General features: G+C 60.0%; 14 protein-coding genes and 1 pseudogene. 4 read left to right on the top strand and 11 right to left on the bottom strand.

Annotation, left to right across the window (positions count from 1 at the left end; genetic code table 11):
* Window positions 1–41: 41 nt before the first annotated feature.
* From BMZ32_RS02085 to BMZ32_RS02070, 4 genes are all read right to left on the bottom strand, one after another.
* The gene (locus BMZ32_RS02085) at window positions 42–413 is read right to left on the bottom strand and encodes a hypothetical protein (protein ID WP_090241498.1); all 372 of its coding nucleotides are present in this window, start codon (window positions 411–413) and stop codon (window positions 42–44) included.
* Window positions 414–415: 2 nt separating this feature from the next.
* Entirely contained in the window at window positions 416–1,222 is an 807-nt protein-coding gene (locus tag BMZ32_RS02080; protein WP_090238929.1) for a putative RNA methyltransferase, read from the bottom strand.
* Window positions 1,219–2,373: a succinyl-diaminopimelate desuccinylase gene (dapE, locus tag BMZ32_RS02075; protein ID WP_090238925.1), complete on the bottom strand. Its 1,155-nt coding sequence runs from the start codon at window positions 2,371–2,373 to the stop codon at window positions 1,219–1,221. Before dapE ends, BMZ32_RS02080 begins: the two co-directional genes overlap by 4 nt.
* A 93-nt stretch (window positions 2,374–2,466) precedes the next feature.
* Entirely contained in the window at window positions 2,467–5,061 is a 2,595-nt protein-coding gene (locus tag BMZ32_RS02070) for a glycosyltransferase (protein WP_090241496.1), read from the bottom strand.
* A 251-nt stretch (window positions 5,062–5,312) separates the two neighbouring features.
* Between BMZ32_RS02070 and tcdA the strand changes: the two genes are divergently transcribed.
* Together tcdA and BMZ32_RS02060 are read left to right on the top strand one after the other, a co-directional pair.
* Window positions 5,313–6,122, top strand: a complete 810-nt coding sequence (gene tcdA, locus BMZ32_RS02065) for a tRNA cyclic N6-threonylcarbamoyladenosine(37) synthase TcdA (protein ID WP_090238921.1) — start codon at window positions 5,313–5,315, stop codon at window positions 6,120–6,122.
* Window positions 6,123–6,207: 85 nt separating this feature from the next.
* Complete coding sequence (locus BMZ32_RS02060) at window positions 6,208–7,011, top strand: substrate-binding periplasmic protein (protein ID WP_244153908.1); 804 nt, start codon at window positions 6,208–6,210, stop codon at window positions 7,009–7,011.
* Here the strand turns inward: BMZ32_RS02060 and BMZ32_RS02055 are convergent.
* The 5 genes from BMZ32_RS02055 to dapC form a co-directional block, all read right to left on the bottom strand.
* Window positions 7,008–7,421 (bottom strand): SufE family protein, encoded by a 414-nt coding sequence (locus BMZ32_RS02055; RefSeq protein WP_090238913.1) that lies wholly within the window; start codon window positions 7,419–7,421, stop codon window positions 7,008–7,010. The two genes, BMZ32_RS02060 and BMZ32_RS02055, sit on opposite strands and share 4 nt — an antisense overlap.
* A complete protein-coding gene (locus BMZ32_RS02050; protein ID WP_090238910.1) occupies window positions 7,418–8,623 on the bottom strand; it encodes an aminotransferase class V-fold PLP-dependent enzyme in 1,206 nt (401 codons plus the stop codon). Before BMZ32_RS02050 ends, BMZ32_RS02055 begins: the two co-directional genes overlap by 4 nt.
* Before the next feature lie 167 nt (window positions 8,624–8,790).
* The gene (gene dapD, locus BMZ32_RS02045; protein WP_090238904.1) at window positions 8,791–9,825 is read right to left on the bottom strand and encodes a 2,3,4,5-tetrahydropyridine-2,6-dicarboxylate N-succinyltransferase; all 1,035 of its coding nucleotides are present in this window, start codon (window positions 9,823–9,825) and stop codon (window positions 8,791–8,793) included.
* A 38-nt stretch (window positions 9,826–9,863) separates the two neighbouring features.
* Complete coding sequence (locus BMZ32_RS02040) at window positions 9,864–10,211, bottom strand: ArsC family reductase (protein WP_090238901.1); 348 nt, start codon at window positions 10,209–10,211, stop codon at window positions 9,864–9,866.
* Complete coding sequence (gene dapC / locus BMZ32_RS02035; protein WP_090238898.1) at window positions 10,208–11,410, bottom strand: succinyldiaminopimelate transaminase; 1,203 nt, start codon at window positions 11,408–11,410, stop codon at window positions 10,208–10,210. Before dapC ends, BMZ32_RS02040 begins: the two co-directional genes overlap by 4 nt.
* A 277-nt stretch (window positions 11,411–11,687) precedes the next feature.
* On the opposite strand from dapC, the pseudogene BMZ32_RS19705 reads away from it, so the two are divergent.
* Window positions 11,688–12,725, top strand: a pseudogene (locus BMZ32_RS19705) (HAMP domain-containing protein); the annotation flags it as partial.
* Window positions 12,726–12,815: 90 nt separating this feature from the next.
* Window positions 12,816–13,580 carry a methyl-accepting chemotaxis protein gene (locus tag BMZ32_RS19700; RefSeq protein WP_425272859.1) on the top strand — a complete coding sequence of 255 codons (765 nt, stop codon included), beginning with the start codon at window positions 12,816–12,818 and terminating at the stop codon, window positions 13,578–13,580.
* Between the two features lie 51 nt (window positions 13,581–13,631).
* Here the strand turns inward: BMZ32_RS19700 and BMZ32_RS02025 are convergent, their stop codons facing one another.
* Together BMZ32_RS02025 and map are read right to left on the bottom strand one after the other, a co-directional pair.
* Window positions 13,632–16,334: a [protein-PII] uridylyltransferase gene (locus BMZ32_RS02025; RefSeq protein WP_090238892.1), complete on the bottom strand. Its 2,703-nt coding sequence runs from the start codon at window positions 16,332–16,334 to the stop codon at window positions 13,632–13,634.
* A 41-nt stretch (window positions 16,335–16,375) separates the two neighbouring features.
* Complete coding sequence (gene map, locus BMZ32_RS02020; RefSeq protein WP_090238889.1) at window positions 16,376–17,158, bottom strand: type I methionyl aminopeptidase; 783 nt, start codon at window positions 17,156–17,158, stop codon at window positions 16,376–16,378.
* Window positions 17,159–17,410 lie beyond the last annotated feature (252 nt).

Below are 17,410 nucleotides of genomic sequence, written 5' to 3'. Positions count from 1 at the left end.
ACCCCGCTCGGCGGGGTCTTTTTTATCTGCGGTTCGCTCGGTCAAGCCGTTCGCCAGGTAATCTCTTCTACCCCATCGGCGCTGATGCGCATCCAGCGGTCAGCTTGCTCGACGCTTTCTTCTTCCTGCCAGCCGCCTGGGGCGCAGCGCACTTCGACGTTCAGCGCGGCAAAGGCAGCCTGGGCGCAGGCCAGGTCGTCAGCCCAAGGGGTGACGGCGCTTTCCAGAAACAGGCTGTTCCATTTACCGACCGCTTTGGGCAGCCAGGTCACTGATACGTCACCGGCTAGGCATTTGTAGGTCTGGCCTTTCTGCTGCCAAGGCGTGCAGCTGCCAAGTGCAGCGCTCAGCCATTCACCGATGGCATTGTGGTCGGCGTCTTTTAGGTAAATCTCGATATCCGGTTGGCGCATGGTCATAGCTTCTCGATCCAGTCGTAGCGGATGGCAACGGTCACTGCACAGGGTTGAGCAATCACTGCGGCGCGGCGTTCGGCGCTGGCGCGCCAACCGTGTGGGGTCATGGCCAGCAGGTCGGCACGGGCTTCGCTGCTATCCAGTTGCAGGTTAAACGTTAAGGTTTCGCTGTGCGCCAGGCGCATGCCCTCGGGGATCAGCTCCAGGTGCTTCTGATCATCATAGTCACGCACTTCGTCATAGAGACTCTGGCGCAGCTCCATCAGGTGGCCACGGGTCGGCCCCATGCGCAGCAGTCCGCCGCCGGGGGCGAGCAGGCGTTTGGCTTCCTGCCAGTCGAGCGGACTGAATACGCTGGCGAGCAGCTGGCAGCTGGCGTCACTTAGCGGTACGCGGGCCATGCTCGCTACCAGCCAATTGAGCTGCGGTGCGCGCTTGCAGCCGCGTTTGATCGCTTCCCGAGAGATGTCTAGGGCATAGCCTTCTGCTTGTGGCAGGGCATCGGCGAGTTGGCGGGTGTAATAACCCTCACCGCAGCCGATATCCAGCCAGCGCGCCGGGTTATAGCTTGCTGCCAGCTCGGCCAGGCGCTTGGCCAGTGGCGCGTAGTGACCGCCATCGAGGAAGCGCCGACGCGCTTCGACCATGGCGGCATTGTCGCCAGGGTCGCGGCTGTTCTTGTGCTGCACGGGCAATAGGTTGAGATAACCCTGGCGCGCGCGGTCGAAACGATGATTGGCCGGGCACGCCACGCCGTTGTCGACGAGGCTCAGTGCGCCATGGCAAATGGGACAGATCAGGCTCATGCGAGCAGGTTCACCAGGGTTTGATAATAGATTTCAGTCAGCACATCCAGATCGCTGGCCAGCACGCGCTCGTCAATCTGGTGGATAGTCGCGTTGACCGGGCCAAGCTCGACGACTTGGGTGCCGAGGGTGGCGATAAAACGGCCATCGGAGGTGCCGCCGCTGGTGGACGGTTTGGTATCGCGACCGGTGACGGTTTTGATGCTAGCGGCTACGCCGTCGAGCAATGCACCGGGCTCGGTGAGAAACGGCATGCCGGAAAGCGCCCAGTCCAGGTGATAGTCCAGGCCATGTTTGCCCAGAATAGCGTCGACCCGCTGTTGCAGGCCTTCGACTGTGGATTCAGTGGAGAAGCGGAAGTTGAATACCGCTTTCAGTTCGCCGGGGATGACGTTGGTCGCGCCCGTGCCGGCATTTAGGTTGGAGACCTGGAAGCTGGTCGGCGGGAAGAACGCATTGCCTTCGTCCCAATGTTCGGCGGCCAGTTCGGCCAGCGCTGGTGTGGCCAGGTGGATCGGGTTACGGGCCAGGTGTGGGTAGGCGACGTGGCCCTGCTTGCCGCGCACGGTGAGGGTACAGCCGAGCGAGCCACGGCGACCGTTTTTCACCACATCGCCAACCAAGGTGGTGCTCGAGGGTTCGCCGACGATGCACCAGTCCAGCCGCTCATTACGCTCACGCAGACGCTCGACCACAGCCTTGGTGCCATGGTGTGCGGGGCCTTCTTCGTCGCTGGTGATCAGAAAGGCGATGCGGCCCTTGTGGTTCGGGTACTCAGCAACGAAGCGCTCAACGGCAATAATCATCGACGCCAGGCTGCCTTTCATGTCCGCCGCGCCACGGCCGCAGAGCATGCCTTGTTCATCAATCAGGGCTTCGAAGGGCTGATGCTGCCAGCTCTGCACCGGGCCGGTTGGTACCACATCGGTATGCCCGGCAAAGCACAGCACGGGGCCGTCGTTGCTGCCGTGGGTGGCCCAGAAGTTGTCCACTTCCTCGATGCGCATCGGCTCGATGGTGAAACCGCAAGCCGCCAGGCGGCGTGTCATCTGTTCCTGACAGCCTTCGTCGAGCGGCGTGACGGACGGGCGGCGGATCAGCTCGCAGGCAAGCTCCAGCGTCGGGGAGAGGGGCGTGGCGTTGGCGGTCATTGCGGCTCCAAGGCGGCGTCATGCGGAAAGGCCGTCATCTTAAAGCAAAACGGCGGCCATTGGCCGCCGTCTGGCATGCAGGTAACCCTGCAATCAGCTGTTGTTAAGCGTTGGCTGCGCATTTTTCTGCGGCGCGGGCAATGACGACAGCAGCGCCATGATCAACGCCGCCAGGTAGGGCAGCGATTGGACCAGCAGCATGGCCACCCAGAACTTCACATCGGCGCTAGGCAGGCCTTGCACGATGCTGATGCCAGCGGCTGAACCCCATAGCAGCAACATGATAAAGACTTCTTCGCGGGCCTCGGCCAGGGCCACCAAGATGCCGTGATTAGTGGCCATTTTCGGCGTGCGAAAAAATGGGATGGTTTTAGTGAAGGTGCCGTACAACACCGCTTTGGCGATGGTGTGCGACAGCGCCAAGCCAGCGATGGCCGCCTGGAACGAGCGCACCAGATCGACGCCCATGGCCTTGCGGTAAAGAAACATGATTTTGCCGAACTTGAAGAAGAACAGCGCCAGCGGCGGAATGGCGAAGATCATCAGCGGCGGGTCGACCCGCTGCGGAACGATGATCATCGCCGCCGACCAGAGCAACGCGCCGGCGGTAAAGAAGATGTTCAGACCGTCAGCCACCCACGGCAGCCAACCGGCGACGAAGTGATAGCGCTGACCGGTCTTGAGTTCGGTGCCTTTACCCATGAATAGGCTGCGTGCGTGGCCCTTCATGATTTGAATGGAACCGTAAGCCCAGCGGAAACGCTGTTTTTTGTAGTCGATAAAGGTGTCCGGCATTAGTCCGCGACCGAAGCTTTGGTGGGCATAAGCGGCGGAATAACCCTTCTCGAACACGCGCAGGCCCAACTCAGCGTCTTCGCAGATGGTCCAGTCGGCCCACTTTAACTCGTCCATCACGGTGCGCCGGATCATGGTCATGGTGCCGTGCTGGATGATCGCGTTGCGGTCGTTGCGAGTAACCATGCCGATATGGAAGAAGCCTTTGTACTCGGCGTAGCAGAGCTTCTTGAAGATATTTTCGTTGCCGTCGCGGTAATCCTGCGGTGACTGCACCACGGCGATTTTCGGGTCGCTGAAGTGCGGCACCATAAACTTCAGCCAGTTTTTATCGACGCAGTAATCGGCATCGATCACTGCCACCACTTCGGCGTCCGCGGCGGTGTGCGGCAGGATGTAATTGAGTGCGCCGCCTTTGAAGCCTGCAATCGGCGACACGTGGAAGAAGCGGAAACGTGGGCCTAGCACCTCGCAGTAGGCTTGCACGGGCTCCCAAACGGCGGGGTCCTTGGTGTTGTTATCGATAATGATGACTTCAAAATCTGGGTAATCCAGCGCGGCGAGGGCGTCGAGGGTCTGTTTGACCATCTCTGGCGGCTCGTTGTAGCAGGGCACGTGGATCGACACTTTGGGCCGGTAGGCGCTGTCGCTGTCCACTGGCTGGAATGGCCGGCGCCGGGTGCGGGTCCACGCGGTTTCTGCCAGCTCATGGGCTTCGGTGAGCAGCACGATAAACACGCCGAAGGCGCCGATACCCAGCAGCATGCCAACCAGAATGCTGAACCAGGTGCTGTATTGCTGACTGTAGTCGTAGCCGATCCACACCAGGGCGGAGCCGCCGGCAAACGCGACAAAGGTCAGGAAGGTGCGGCCGCGTTGGCGCAGGGCGCTGCCGTCGATCAGCATTAACGCCAGGCTGAGCAGTGCCAATACCACCGAGCCGATAGCCAGCAAGCGCCACTGCGGGATGGCGACCACTGGACCTTCGAAGGCGAACTTGGCCTGACGGTCGAGGTTGTAGACGCCCCAGTAGGCGCCGACTGAGCCCTCATCGCTGGCCTTCCACGGCTGGTCGAAGGCTTCGATGACGAAGTAGTTGTAGCCTTTGGCGTTCAGCGCATTGACCAGGGTGCGTAGGTAGATGGCTTGGTCTGCTTGTGACGCGTCAGCGCCTCCGCGCATGCGGCCGTTACTCGGCCAGCCGACTTCCGAGAGCAGCAAGGGTTTTTTCGGGAAGAGTTTTTTCAGGTCCTTGGCGCGTTCGAGGACGAAGTCGGTGGAGTCCGCCATTGGCACAAACTCCCAGTAGGGCAGAACGTGAGCGGCGATCAGGTCAGTGTGCGCCGCCAGCTCGGGGTATTCCTGCCAGATGTGCCACTGCTCGGAGGTGGTGACTGGCACCTTGACCGCCGCACGCACGCGGTCGATGTAGGCAATCAATGCTTCTGGTGTCACTTCCTTGCGGAATAGCGCCTCGTTACCGACCACTACGCGCACCACGCTGCGCGAGTTATTGGCAATGTCGATGGCCTTGCTGATTTCTCGCTCGTTACGCGCCAGGTCTGGGCTGATCCAGATGCCCAGCGTTACGCGTAGACCGAACTCTTCAGCCAGCTGGGGAATCGTACCCAGGGGGCCGTCCACCGAGTAGGTGCGGATGTTGTCCGTCTGGCTGCTCAGTAGCTCCAGATCCTCACGCATTTGCGCGTCGCTGGGGTAGGTGTCTTTCTGCGGGTTTTGCCCGGCGCGGAAGGGCGAGAAAGAAAAACCAGAGACCTGCTCTGGCCAATCAGGGGCGGTGACCGGACGGTTGTACAGCGCCCAGATACCGGTAAACAAGGCGGCAATCGCCAGGAACATGACCAGGTTCAGTCCAAACTTACGCGAAGGCATAGTGAGCAGGTCCAGCGAAGAGGCAGTAAGGTCGACGGGCGTCGGGTGGCGCATGCTACGCCGCCGTCATAAGGCTGTATAGCTCGCCCAGTGGGTCTATCGATGGGACGGGGGCTAGCCTTGAAGGTTCCTTTGCTGGCTATGTGCTATTGCTGTTCATCGGTTAAGCAGCTGCTGGGCCAACACAGCGCTTGGGCGCAGCTTCCCGGCTACCTATAATGCGCGCCGCTTATGGCGTGTGAGAGACAAGAATGCCTGTGGATGAACAACGCTTTGCCGGAATTGCTCGTTTATATGGCCAGCAAGGGGCTGAACGGTTGGCGGCTGCCCATGTGGCGGTGGTCGGTATTGGTGGTGTCGGCTCCTGGGCGGCGGAAGCCTTGGCGCGTTCCGGGGTGGGTGAGATTTCACTGTTTGATTTGGATGACGTGTGCGTGAGCAACAGCAACCGTCAGCTGCATGCGCTCGACAGCACCGTTGGGCAAGCCAAGGTTGAGGTGATGGCGGCGCGTATTCGCGGCATTAATCCGGCCTGTGAGGTGCATGCGGTGGCAGATTTCGTCACCCGCGAGACCATGGCCGAGTACATCACCGTGCAGCTGGATGCAGTGATCGATTGCATCGACAGCGTTAACGCCAAGGCCGCGCTGATCGCTTGGTGTAAACGGCGCAAAATCCAAGTCATCACCACCGGCGGTGCGGGTGGGCAGATCGATCCCATGCAAATTCAGGTCTGCGACTTAAATAAAACCTGGAACGACCCGCTGGCTTCCAAAGTGCGCTCCACCTTGCGTCGCGATTACGGCTTCTCACGCACACCGGGGCGCACCTACAGCGTGCCGTGTGTGTACTCCAGCGAGCAGCTGCGCTACCCGAAGCCCGATGGCACGGTGTGTCAGTACAAGGGTTTTCTCGGTGAAGGGGTCAAGCTCGACTGTGCCGGCGGTTTTGGCGCAGTGATGATGGTCACCGCGACCTTTGGCATGGTCGCGGCCGCGCGGATTGTCGACAAACTGGTGGCTGGCGCGCGGCGACCCGCGGAGCGACTGCCCTCAGTTTAAGGGGGCTAGCTAAGTGGCAAGGAATGACCGATTCGGTCGATGTTCAGCAGGGATGGCTGGTGGTTATCCATTGAGGTGTGTTGTGTTGTCCCTGCTGCGTCATGTGTCAAAGCTTGCCCTGCGTTACCTACCGCCGCTTGCGCTCCTGTGTACGTGTCTGGGTGTCAGTGCCCATCCGGCTGTGCGCATCGGAACGGGTGACTGGGTGCCCTATGTCGATCAGCAACGCGCTGATGGCGGCGCGCTGGCAAAGTTAACGCGCGATATATTCAACGCGGCGGGCTACCGGGTCGAGTACATCTACTACCCGTGGGAACGCAACTTGCTGATGCTGGAGCAGGGTAACTTGGATGCGGTGATGCCATATTCCTGTTCAGCACAACGGCGGCGAATCAGCGCTTGCAGTGATCCTGTGGTGCGGGGGGAGATAGTGCTGTTCCAGCGAGCCGATCAACAGCTGAGTTGGGCGCATATCGACGACCTCAAGGCGTTTCGCATTGCCACCACGCATGGTTATTCCTATGGCCCGCAGTTCGATGCGGCCCTAGAGGCTGGTCAGCTCCAGGTGGATCAAGGCGGTAAAGAAGGCACTGCCTTACGCTTGCTGAGGCTAGGTCGGGTGGATTTTTATCCGCAGGATCGGGCCGTGGGTTATGCCATGTTGCGCCGCTTGTTCTCGCCGGCCGAGCGCGCTCAGATCAGCCATCACCCGCGGATTTTGAATAGCGAAACGCTGCATCTGCTGTTTCGTAAGAACGATGCTCGGGCCAATCAGTTGCGTGAAGTGTTCAATGTCGGCTTACGCCGCTTGGCCGCGAGCGGTGAGCTGCAGCGTTTGCAGCAGGCGTTGTATGCCGGCGACTCGGATCAGCCTTCGACTGAACCTTAGTCGTCTGTTGTCAGTAGCTGCTGCATGCGTGTGAGCACGGCCTGCAAGCCATTGCTGCGTGAGGGTGATAGGTGCCGCGCCAGGCCGAGCTGAGCAAACCAGTCTGGCAGGTCCAGCTGTGTCAGTTCGCGCTGAGGCAGGTCGTTAGCGCGTGCCAATAGTAGAGCGAGCAAGCCGCGCAAAAGGCGTGCATCACTGCTGGCGCGAAACTGCCAGTGCTCGCCGTTACGCTCGGCCAGCAGCCAGACCTGACTTTCGCAGCCTGCCACTCGATTGCTTTCACAGCGTTCGCTTTCGCTGAGTGGCGCCAGCTGCTCGCCCCACTGCATCAGCAAACGAGCGCGTTGTTCCCAGCCCTGGCAGGCGCTGAAGGCGTCCAGTGCGGCTTGGGCACCGCTGGGCAAGCTCACTGCAACAGCTCCAAGGCTTGGTCCAGCGCGGTAAAAAAGCGCTGCACATCAGCGCCGTCGTTGTACAGCCCCAAAGACACGCGGATTGCGCCGCTTAAGCCAAAGCCTTGCAGCAAAGGCATGGCGCAATGATGGCCGGCGCGCACGGCAATGCCTTGCTCGGTGAGCAGGTGAGCGAGATCGGCATGATGCACGCCCTCGACTACGAAACTGGCCAGGGCGACGTTAGGCGCGCCGAGCAAGCGCACGCCTTGGCGCTGCTGCAGGCCGTTAAGCAACTCGGCATGCAGGGCGAGTTCATGGATGTTAACGGCGTGAGCATCGAGGCTATTCAAGTAATCCAGGCTGGCGCCGAGAGCGATCACTGCGGCAATCGGCGGTGTGCCGGCCTCAAAGCCCAGTGGTGCGGCGCGGAAGGTGGCGCAGGCGTAGTCGGTATGCAGCAGCATCTCGCCACCAAACTGCCAGTGCGCCAGCTGTTGCAGGGCGTGCGTGCGACCGTAAAGCAAGCCGACGCCGTCCGGGCCATAGAGCTTGTGGCTGGAGCAGACATAGAAATCGCAGCCCAGCGCCTGCACATCATGGCGGCCGTGCACCACGCCTTGCGTGCCGTCCACCACGGTCAGAGCACCTTGCGCCTGTGCCAGCGCCAGCAACGGCTCAAGCGGCTGCCAACAACCGAGCACATTGGACAGCTGACTAACCGCCAGCAGACGGGTGCGCGGGCCGATCAACTGCGCGGCTTGCGTCAGGTCGATCAGGCCATCGCTAGCCAGTGGCAATACCACCAATTTGAGCTGGCGGCGCAGCGCCAGTTGTTGCCAGGGCAAGAGGTTGGCGTGGTGCTCCAAGGCGCTGATGACGATTTCATCGCCCGCCTGGAAGTGCTGCTCCAGGCCGTAAGCCAGCAGGTTGAAGGCCTCGGTGGCGCTGCGGGTGAAGATCAGCTGCTGCGTATCAGGGGCATTGAGCCAGCGCGCGGCCTTTTCTCGCGAGGCTTCGAAAGCGCGGGTGGCGCGTTCACCCGGCAGGTGCTGGGCGCGATGCACGTTGGCGGCGCCGCCGGCGTAATAGCCAAGCAGGGCATCGAGCATGGCCTGGGGTTTTTGTGCGGTGGCGGCGCTGTCGAGATAGGTTTGGCCTTCAGCCTCAAGGGCCAAGATGCCAGGGAAGTCAGCGCGCCAGGGGGAGATCAGTGGCATGGTGTTTTCAGCGTTTATCTGGCGGCTAAAAGTTGGGTTTAACGCGTTGCGAGCGAAGCCCAGACAAGGCGCAATAAGGCGAGGACGCGGAGTTTACTGGTGTAAATGAGCGTCCGAGCCTTAGTGCAACGCAGTATGGGCGAGCGTAGCCGCGTTAAACCAACTTTTTAGTTGTGCGCGTGCAGGGCTTCATTCAGCTCAATAGCCGACTTGTGGGTTTTGCACTCCACGGCGCCGCTTTGCGAGTTACGGCGGAACAGCAGGTCCGGCTGGCCGGCCAGTTCACGGGCCTTGAGTACCTTAACCAGATTGTTGTCGGCATCCAGCAGCGCCACCTTGGTGCCGGCGGTGAGGTACAGACCCGACTCCACGGTATTGCGGTCGCCCAATGGAATGCCGATACCGGCATTGGCACCGATCAGGCAGCCTTCGCCCACGGAGATGACAATATTGCCGCCACCGGACAGGGTGCCCATGGTCGAGCAGCCACCGCCCAAGTCCGAACCCTTGCCGACGAAGACGCCCGCGGACACGCGGCCTTCGATCATGCCTGGGCCTGCAGTACCAGCGTTGAAGTTAACAAAGCCTTCGTGCATCACGGTGGTGCCTTCGCCCACGTAGGCACCCAAGCGAATGCGCGCGCTGTCAGCGATACGCACGCCAGCGGGCACCACGTAGTCGGTCATTTTTGGGAACTTGTCCACCGAAGAGACCTCCAGCAAATAGCCCTTCAAGCGTGCTTCCAGTTGACGCTCAGCCAGTTCAGCGAGGTCGATGGCGCCTTGGTTGGTCCAGGCCACGTTCGGCAGCAGCGGGAAGATGCCGGTGAGGTTCAGGCCGTGCGGCTTAACCAGGCGATGCGACAACAGGTGCAGCTTGAGATAAGCCTCTGGAGTGCTGGTCAGGGGCGCGTCCTCAGCCAGCAGGGTGGCGACCAACGGCTTCTGGCTTTCGGCCAGGCGAGTGAGCAGTGCTGCTTGCGTCGTATCTACATTTTTCAAGGCTTCGGCCAGGTCGCTCGCTTGGCTATTGCTGAGCGCGATGGTCTGGTTGCCACCCTGGTAACCGAGTTGGGCGACCACTTTGGCGACCAGTTCGCTGGCCGGATTGAGCAACGGCTGGGCGTAGAAGACTTCCAGCCAGGTGCCCTGACGATTCTGGGTGCCAACGCCGAAGGCCAAGCTAAATAGAGTTGTGCTCATGTTGTTTTCCTTAACGCAAATTCGCGTAGGCCGAGTGGTCAAGCCAGCTCGGCGGTATAACGGTCGGGCTTAAAGCCGACCAGGGTCTTGTTGCCGAGATCGAGCACGGGGCGTTTGATCATCGACGGTTGGGCGAGCATCAGTTCGATCGCCTTGTCCTGGTTGAGGTCGCTTTTCTGCGCCTCATCCAGCTTGCGGAAAGTGGTGCCTGCGCGGTTCAGGACGACTTCCCAACCATGCTCGTTGCACCACTTTTCCAGGTTGCCGCGGTCGATGCCGCAGGCTTTGTAATCATGAAAGGCATAGCTTACCCCGTGCTCGTCGAGCCAGGTGCGGGCTTTCTTCATGGTGTCGCAGGCTTTGATGCCGAACAGGGTCTTGTTCATGCAGGCAAACCCTTTGCAAAGTCACGAATGCGTTCAGCTGCGGCCACGCATTCAGCCAGTGGGGCAACCAAGGCCATGCGCACGCGATTAGCCCCTGGGTTATGTCCATCGACGCTGCGTGACAGGTAGGAACCGGGCACTACAGTGACATGCTCGCGGGTAAACAGCTCGCGGGTAAATGTTTCATCGTCTATCGGCGTTCTAGCCCACAGGTAAAAGCCACCGTCCGGGCGCTGTACATCCAGTACGCCGTCAAGAATCGCCAGCACCGCGTCAAACTTCTCGCGGTAGAGCTCGCGATTGGCTTTGACGTGATTTTCATCGCTCCAGGCAGCCACGCTGGCCAGCTGGGTTTGTACCGGCATGGCGCAGCCGTGGTAAGTACGGTAGAGCAAGAAAGATTTCAGAATGTCGGCGTCGCCGGCGACAAAGCCCGAGCGCAGGCCTGGCAGGTTAGAGCGCTTGGACAGGCTGTGGAACACCACGCAGCGTGCAAAATCATGCCGGCCCAGTTCCGCGCATGCACTCAGCAGGCCAGCTGGCGGGTTGTCTTCATCGAAGTACAGCTCGCTGTAGCACTCGTCGGCGGCAATCACGAAGTCGAATTTATCCGCCAGCGCGATCAGCTTTTTCAGTGTCTCGAGCGGAATCAACGCGCCAGTCGGGTTGCCGGGCGAGCAGAGAAAGAGGATCTGGCAGCGCTGCCAGACGTCATCACTGACCGCCTCGAAATCTGGGTTGAAACCATGTTCTTCCAAGCACGGCAGGTAATGCGGTTGCGCACCGGCGAGCAGGGCGGCGCCTTCATAGATTTGATAGAAGGGGTTGGGGCTGACCACCAAGCCCTCGACATCGCGCTGCACCACTGCCTGGGTAAACGCAAATAGCGCCTCACGGGTACCGTTGACCGGCAATACATGGCGCGCGGGGTCGAGTACGCCGGCCGGCAAACCGAAGCGGCGGCTGCACCAGGCGGCAATGGTTTCGCGCAGCGCCGGGATGCCGAGGGTCGTCGGGTACACCGCGAGCTGATCGAGGCTGGCGCTGAGGGCGGCGGCGACAAAATCCGGAGAGCGGTGCTTGGGCTCGCCAATCGACAGGGCAATTGGGGCTTTGCCGCTCGGCGCAGGGAGGCTGCCGAGCAGGGCACGCAACTTCTCAAAGGGGTAGGGCTGTAAATGGGCGAGGGCGTGGTTCATGACAGGTCGCTACTGAAATGCTTAAAAGGTCGCGACACTAGCACGTTAAGACGCATTTAGAGAATTCTGTGGGGTTGATTTACGGCCTAATCCTTCGCCGCCTTGGTCGAGCTGCGGCCCCCGCCTAAGCGAGGCAATGGTGTGGCGCTATGCCGTGCCTTGTCTGGGGCAAGTGGTACCTGCCTTTTTAACTAAAGCCCCTGTGTGTTGCACCGATAGTCGACTTACTGGCCAAAGAGCCGGACGTCTATTGCTGATCCGCTAAACGAGAGTATTAATGCGCAACCTAAAATTCAGCCACAAGATCATGCTGGCTGCGTCGTTGGTGGTGATTGCGGCCTTTGCCTCATTCGCCTTGTACAACGACTACATGCAACGTAACGCCATCCGCGAAAACCTTGAGAACTACCTGCGTGACATGGGCAATGTCTCGGCAGGCAATATTCAGCACTGGCTCAATGGCCGCGTTCTGCTGCTCGATTCGCTCGGCGAGACGGTGGAGGACAGCGGCGATGCTGCCGCGCTCAGCAAGAGCCTTCAGCATCGCAGCATTGCTTCATCCTTTTTATACGCCTACCTCGGCGAAACGGATGGCACTTATATCCAATACCCCGCCAGTGACTTACCGGCCGGCTATGACCCACGCCAGCGCCCTTGGTACAAAATGGCCCAGGCGGGTTCTGGCGTCGGCCTGACCGCGCCTTACCTGGCGGCTGACCCGCGCGATGGCTTGTTGATCACCATCACCCGTGCAGTACGCCGTAATGGCGCGCTGGCGGGAGTGGTGGGTGGCGACCTGAAGCTGGAAACCATCGACAATATCCTTAACTCGCTGGACCTCGGCGGGCTGGGTTATGCCTTCCTGGTCGATGACAAGGGCACTGTGCTGGTCCACTCGGACCGCGAACAGGTGCTCAAAGGTTTGGGAGAGCTGTTCCCCGGTAGCCAGCCAACGCTGAGTAATACCCTGCAAGATGTGCGGGCGGCCGACGGCTCGGCGCGTATGGTCACCTTTGTTCCGGTACAAGACCTGCAGGGCGTGCGCTGGTATGTCGGCCTGTCGGTCGACAAGAGCAAGGCCTACGCCGCGCTGCAGGAGTTCCGTTTGTCGGCGTTGATGGTGATGGTTATTGGTGTGGCGGCGATTTTGTTGCTGCTCGGGCTGCTGATTCGCTTTCTGTTGCAGCCATTGCATGTGATGAGTCGCGCCATGGGTGATATCGCCCAAGGTGAGGGCGACCTGACCCAGCGCTTGCAGGTTGGCTCGCTGGACGAGTTCGGTGAGCTGGCGGTGGCGTTCAACCGTTTTGTTGAGCGGATTCACGAGTCGATCCGCGAAGTGGCGTCCACCACCAGCGCAGTGCATGAGCGCGTGCGAACGGTAGTTGAGGCGTCCAACGCGTCGATGAATAACTCCAGTGAGCAGGCCGCGCGGACCGACAGTGTGGCGGCGGCGATCAACGAGCTGGGCGCTGCCGCACAGGAGATCGCGCGCAATGCCGCCGATGCCTCCACTCAGGCCAGCGACGCTCGCCAAGGCGCTGAAAGCAGCCAGCAAATGGTCGAGAAAACCCTGGGGGCAATGAGTGACCTGTCGAGCAAGATTGAGGTGGCCGGTTCACACATCGAAACCCTGAGCCAAAAGAGCAACGACATCGGCCAGATCCTTGATGTGATCAAGGGCATCTCCGAGCAGACCAACTTGTTGGCGCTAAACGCCGCCATCGAAGCCGCTCGCGCCGGCGAGGCGGGACGTGGCTTTGCGGTGGTGGCGGACGAGGTGCGTAACCTGGCGCAGCGCACCCAGAGTTCAGCGCAGGAAATCCAGCAGATGATCGAACAGCTGCAAATGGGCGCTCAGGACGCGGTGAACACTATGGTCGAAAGCCGCCGCTTCAGTGATGACAGTGTGCGTATCGGCAAGCAAGCCGGGGAAAACCTGCAAAGCGTGACACGGCGCATCGGTGAGATCGACGGCATGAATCAGTCGGTGGCCACTGCTACCGAGGAGCAAACTTCGGTGGTCGAAAACCTCAACATGGACATCACCGAGATCAACATGTTGAACCAGGATGGCGTGCGCAACTTGGAAGCCAGCCTGCGTGCGTGTACCGAACTGGATCAACAGGCTGGCCGACTTAAGCAGCTGGTGGACAGCTTCCGCATCTAAAGTGCTGAGTACGTGAGGCGGGGCATGCCCCGACCTCACGCGCCAGGTTGCTTAGATGATGTGCTGTGATGGCTGGTTTTCGTTGGTGCTGGGCGCGGATAGCTTGCGCACGATAGTGGCTTGCAGGTTGGCGCACAGCTCAGGGTCAGACAGCGGCTGATTGTTCGCGTCGGTCACAAAGAACACGTCCTCTACCCGCTCGCCTAGGGTGGCGATCTTGGCGTTCTGCAGCGACAAGTCGAAGTCTAAGAAGATTCTCCCGATGCGTGCGAGCAGACCGGGGCGATCCGGGGCAATCACTTCCAGTACGGTCACTGGCCGGTTGGCGTCGTTATGGATGGTGACCTGCGGGGCAAAAGCAAAATGCTTAAGCTGGCGCGGCACGCGGCGCTGAATGATGCTGGGGTAGTTATCTGGGTGTTTCAGCACGTCGATCAGGCCCTGACGAATTTCACTGATTCGCGCGGGGTTGTCACCAATCGAGCCGCCTTCACTTTCCAGCACGATATAGGTGTCGAGGGTGAACTGGCTGGTGGAAGTGAGAATGCGTGCGTCATGGATATTCAGGTTGAGCTGGGCGATGGCCGCCACCGTTACCGCAAAGAAATCATGTTGGTCTTCGGCGTAGATAAAGATTTGCGTGCCGCCTTCAAACTCGCGCTGGGTGGTTTCTTTGATCAGCACCAGTGGGTTGCCGTCATTGGGGTGGCTAATGATCGCCTGCGTATGCCAGGCCACATCTTCTGCTGTATGGCGCAGGAAATAGTCATCGCCCAGCTGCGCCCACAGTTGTTCGGCGACGTCGGCATCGGTGCCGCCGCGTACCAGAATGTCCAGGGCGGTGCCTTGTGTCAGGCGAATCTGCTCTTCGCGGTCTAATGGGTTTTCCAGGCCGCGGTTCAGTGCGCGTTTGGTCTCGGTGTAGAGTTGGCGCAGCAGGCTGGCACGCCAGGAATTCCACAGGCTCGGATTCGTCGCGTTGATATCGGCCACGGTCAGCACGTAGAGGTAATCCAGGTGTGTCTGATCGCCGACCAGGTGGGCAAAGTCAGAGATTACTTGCGGGTCGGAGAGGTCTTTGCGTTGCGCGGTGGTGGACATGGTCAGGTGGCTTTGTACCAACCAGGCAATCAGCTTGGAGTCCCATTTAGGCAGTTGGTGGCGCGCGCAGAAGGTGGCAGCATCCACGGCCCCCAGCTCCGAATGATCACCGCCACGACCTTTGCCAATGTCGTGATAGATACCTGCCAGGTAGATCAGCTCTGGTTTGGGCAGCTTGCCGACCAATTCGCTGGCCAGGGGGAATTTTTCGGCGACACCGGGCTTGGTCAGCTTGCGCAGGTGTTTGATCACGTTAAGCGTGTGTGCGTCGACCGTGTAGATGTGGAACAGGTCGTGCTGCATCTGCCCGACAATCAGACCGAATTCAGGCAGATACAGGCCGAGAATGCCGTAACGGTTCATCCGCCGCAGGTTGCGATGGATACCTTCTTTGCATTTGAACAGTTCGATAAACAGGCTGGTGTTGCGGATGTCGTTACGGAAATCATCATCAATCAGGTAGCGATGGTCGCGTAGCAAACGGATGGTGTCGGCGCACACCCCTTCAATCTCGGGGTTCTGCGCCATGACCACAAAAATTTCCATAATCGCGAAAGGCGTTCGTTTGAAGATGCCCGGGTGCACCGCCTCGATGTAGCCGTTGCGCACTTGAAAACGACTGTTGAGGGGCGTGGCCTGAGCGATTTCGCCGGCGCGCAGTATCTGCTCGTCAAAGTGTTGGATGATCAGGTCGCTCAGTTCGGCAATCGCCATCACTACGCGGTAGTACTTCTGCATAAAGCGCTCGATGGTGCGCTTGTTGTCCTGCTCTTTAAAGCCGAGTAGCTCGGCCACCTTGACCTGGTGGTCGAACAGTAGGCGGTCTTCGGCACGCCCGGCCAGCATGTGTAGGGCGTAACGAACTTTCCAGAGAAATTCTTTGCTGGACGCCAGTAGGGCGTATTCACCTTCCAGCAAAAAGCCCTGGCCGACCATGGCGTGGAGATTGAGCATGCCGAAATGCCGACGGGCGATCCAGAGAATGGTCTGGATGTCCCGCAGGCCACCTGGCGAGCCTTTGACGTTAGGCTCCAAGTTATATTCGGTGTTGTTGTATTTGCTGTGGCGGCTGCGTTGCTCGGCCTGTTTGGCGACAAAGAACTCTGTGCTGGGCCACATGTGTGCAGTGCTGGTGACGCTTTGCATGCGCTGGCGTAAGCGCTCCGGGCCGGCAATGGTGCGGCTTTCCATCAGGTTGGTGATGATCGTCAGGTCGGCGCGCGCCTCTTCGGCGCACTCGTCCACGCTGCGTACGCTTTGCCCGACTTCCAAGCCGATGTCCCAGAGCAGCGTGAGGAAGTGCTCAATCGGCTCGCGGAAGGTTTCGTGGTCGGCGTTATCGAGCAGGATCAGCAGGTCGATGTCAGAGAAGGGGTGCAGCTCGCCACGGCCGTAGCCGCCGACGGCCAGCAGGGCGATATCGGCGTCTTCATTCCAGGGCAGGCGCTGCCAGGCTTCACGCAAGATTTGGTCGACAAACCAGGCGCGGTCTTCGATCAGGCGCCGGACGTCACGACCACTCTTGAAGCGCCCGTCGAGCACCTCGCGTGCATGGCGGATGGCTTTCTTGAATGCCCCAATGGGGCTGGCCTTGAGGGCCAGCTCCGCCTTGAACTGGCCGCGGTCGAACAGCTCGGGATCTACCTGCGGCATTGCGGCCTTCCTTCTATCTATAAAGCAGATGTGTTGAGGGGTTAGGCTGAGGTGCGGGCGATGGTTTCATCACTGCGCAGGGTGAAGATCTCGTAGCCGTTGGCCGTCACCAGGAGCGTGTGCTCCCACTGGGCAGAGAGCTTGCGGTCCTTGGTGATGGCAGTCCAGCCGTCACCCAGGGTGCGGGTTTCGGCACGGCCTTGGTTGATCATTGGCTCGATGGTGAAGGTCATGCCTTCTACTAGCTCCATGCCGGTGCCGGCGCGACCGTAGTGCAGCACTTGCGGCTCTTCGTGGAACACCGCGCCAATGCCGTGACCGCAGTACTCGCGCACCACCGAGAAACCATTCTTCTCGGCATGCTTCTGGATCACTTCGCCGATGTCGCCCAGGCGGGTGCCCGGCTTGACCAGTTCAATGCCTTTATACAGGCACTCTTGAGTGATGGTAGCTAAGCGCTCGGCCCACTCGGGTACTTTGCCTACCATGAACATCTTGCTTGTATCGCCGTGGTAACCATCCTTGATCACGGTGATGTCGATGTTGATGACATCGCCTTCTTTCAATGGCTTGTCATTGGGGATGCCGTGGCATACCACGTGGTTGACCGAGGTGCAGATCGACTTGGGGAAACCTTTATAGTTGAGTGGAGCAGGGATGGCCTGCTGCACGTTGACAATATAGTCATGGCAGATGCGGTCGAGCGCTTCGGTGGTGACACCGGGCTTGACGTGCTCGCCAATCATTTCCAGCACGTCGGCAGCCAGGCGACCGGCTACACGCATTTTCTCGATTTCGTCGGGTGTTTTGATAGTGACGGTCATGTGCGGTTCTCGGACGCGAACAGAAAGGGCATCATCTTAACAGCTACCAGACGCAAGCCATAAGCGCCAAGTAAAGCGCGCCACACAGGCTGGCAGTAGATGTTGTGGCTCACGCCTGAATTCTATGGTATAAAACGCGCCGCTTTGCGGGCTGTGTGCTCGAAAGCTTAAACCCACACACGTATCGGCACGGTTTCCTGGGTGCTTTGCGACATGTTCGCAAGGTTGGAGATCGGGATGCGTGGAGGCCTA

It is taken from the genome of Pseudomonas guineae, from assembly GCF_900113745.1.
GTDB lineage: Bacteria > Pseudomonadota > Gammaproteobacteria > Pseudomonadales > Pseudomonadaceae > Aquipseudomonas > Aquipseudomonas guineae.
This window is presented reverse-complemented; position numbering and strand designations above follow the sequence as displayed.

Bases quoted from the DNA above. Each gene is read 5' to 3' on its own strand.
- map (WP_090238889.1), bottom strand. From the start codon at position 17,158: ATGACCGTCACTATCAAAACACCCGACGAAATCGAGAAAATGCGTGTA.
- BMZ32_RS02070 (WP_090241496.1), bottom strand. From the start codon at position 5,061: ATGCCTTCGCGTAAGTTTGGACTGAACCTGGTCATGTTCCTGGCGATT.
- BMZ32_RS02050 (WP_090238910.1), bottom strand. From the start codon at position 8,623: ATGCCACTGATCTCCCCCTGGCGCGCTGACTTCCCTGGCATCTTGGCC.
- BMZ32_RS02085 (WP_090241498.1), bottom strand. From the start codon at position 413: ATGCGCCAACCGGATATCGAGATTTACCTAAAAGACGCCGACCACAAT.
- BMZ32_RS02040 (WP_090238901.1), bottom strand. From the start codon at position 10,211: ATGAACAAGACCCTGTTCGGCATCAAAGCCTGCGACACCATGAAGAAA.
- dapD (WP_090238904.1), bottom strand. From the start codon at position 9,825: ATGAGCACAACTCTATTTAGCTTGGCCTTCGGCGTTGGCACCCAGAAT.
- BMZ32_RS02025 (WP_090238892.1), bottom strand. From the start codon at position 16,334: ATGCCGCAGGTAGATCCCGAGCTGTTCGACCGCGGCCAGTTCAAGGCG.
- BMZ32_RS02080 (WP_090238929.1), bottom strand. From the start codon at position 1,222: ATGAGCCTGATCTGTCCCATTTGCCATGGCGCACTGAGCCTCGTCGAC.
- tcdA (WP_090238921.1), top strand. From the start codon at position 5,313: ATGCCTGTGGATGAACAACGCTTTGCCGGAATTGCTCGTTTATATGGC.
- BMZ32_RS19700 (WP_425272859.1), top strand. From the start codon at position 12,816: ATGAATAACTCCAGTGAGCAGGCCGCGCGGACCGACAGTGTGGCGGCG.
- dapC (WP_090238898.1), bottom strand. From the start codon at position 11,410: ATGAACCACGCCCTCGCCCATTTACAGCCCTACCCCTTTGAGAAGTTG.
- dapE (WP_090238925.1), bottom strand. From the start codon at position 2,373: ATGACCGCCAACGCCACGCCCCTCTCCCCGACGCTGGAGCTTGCCTGC.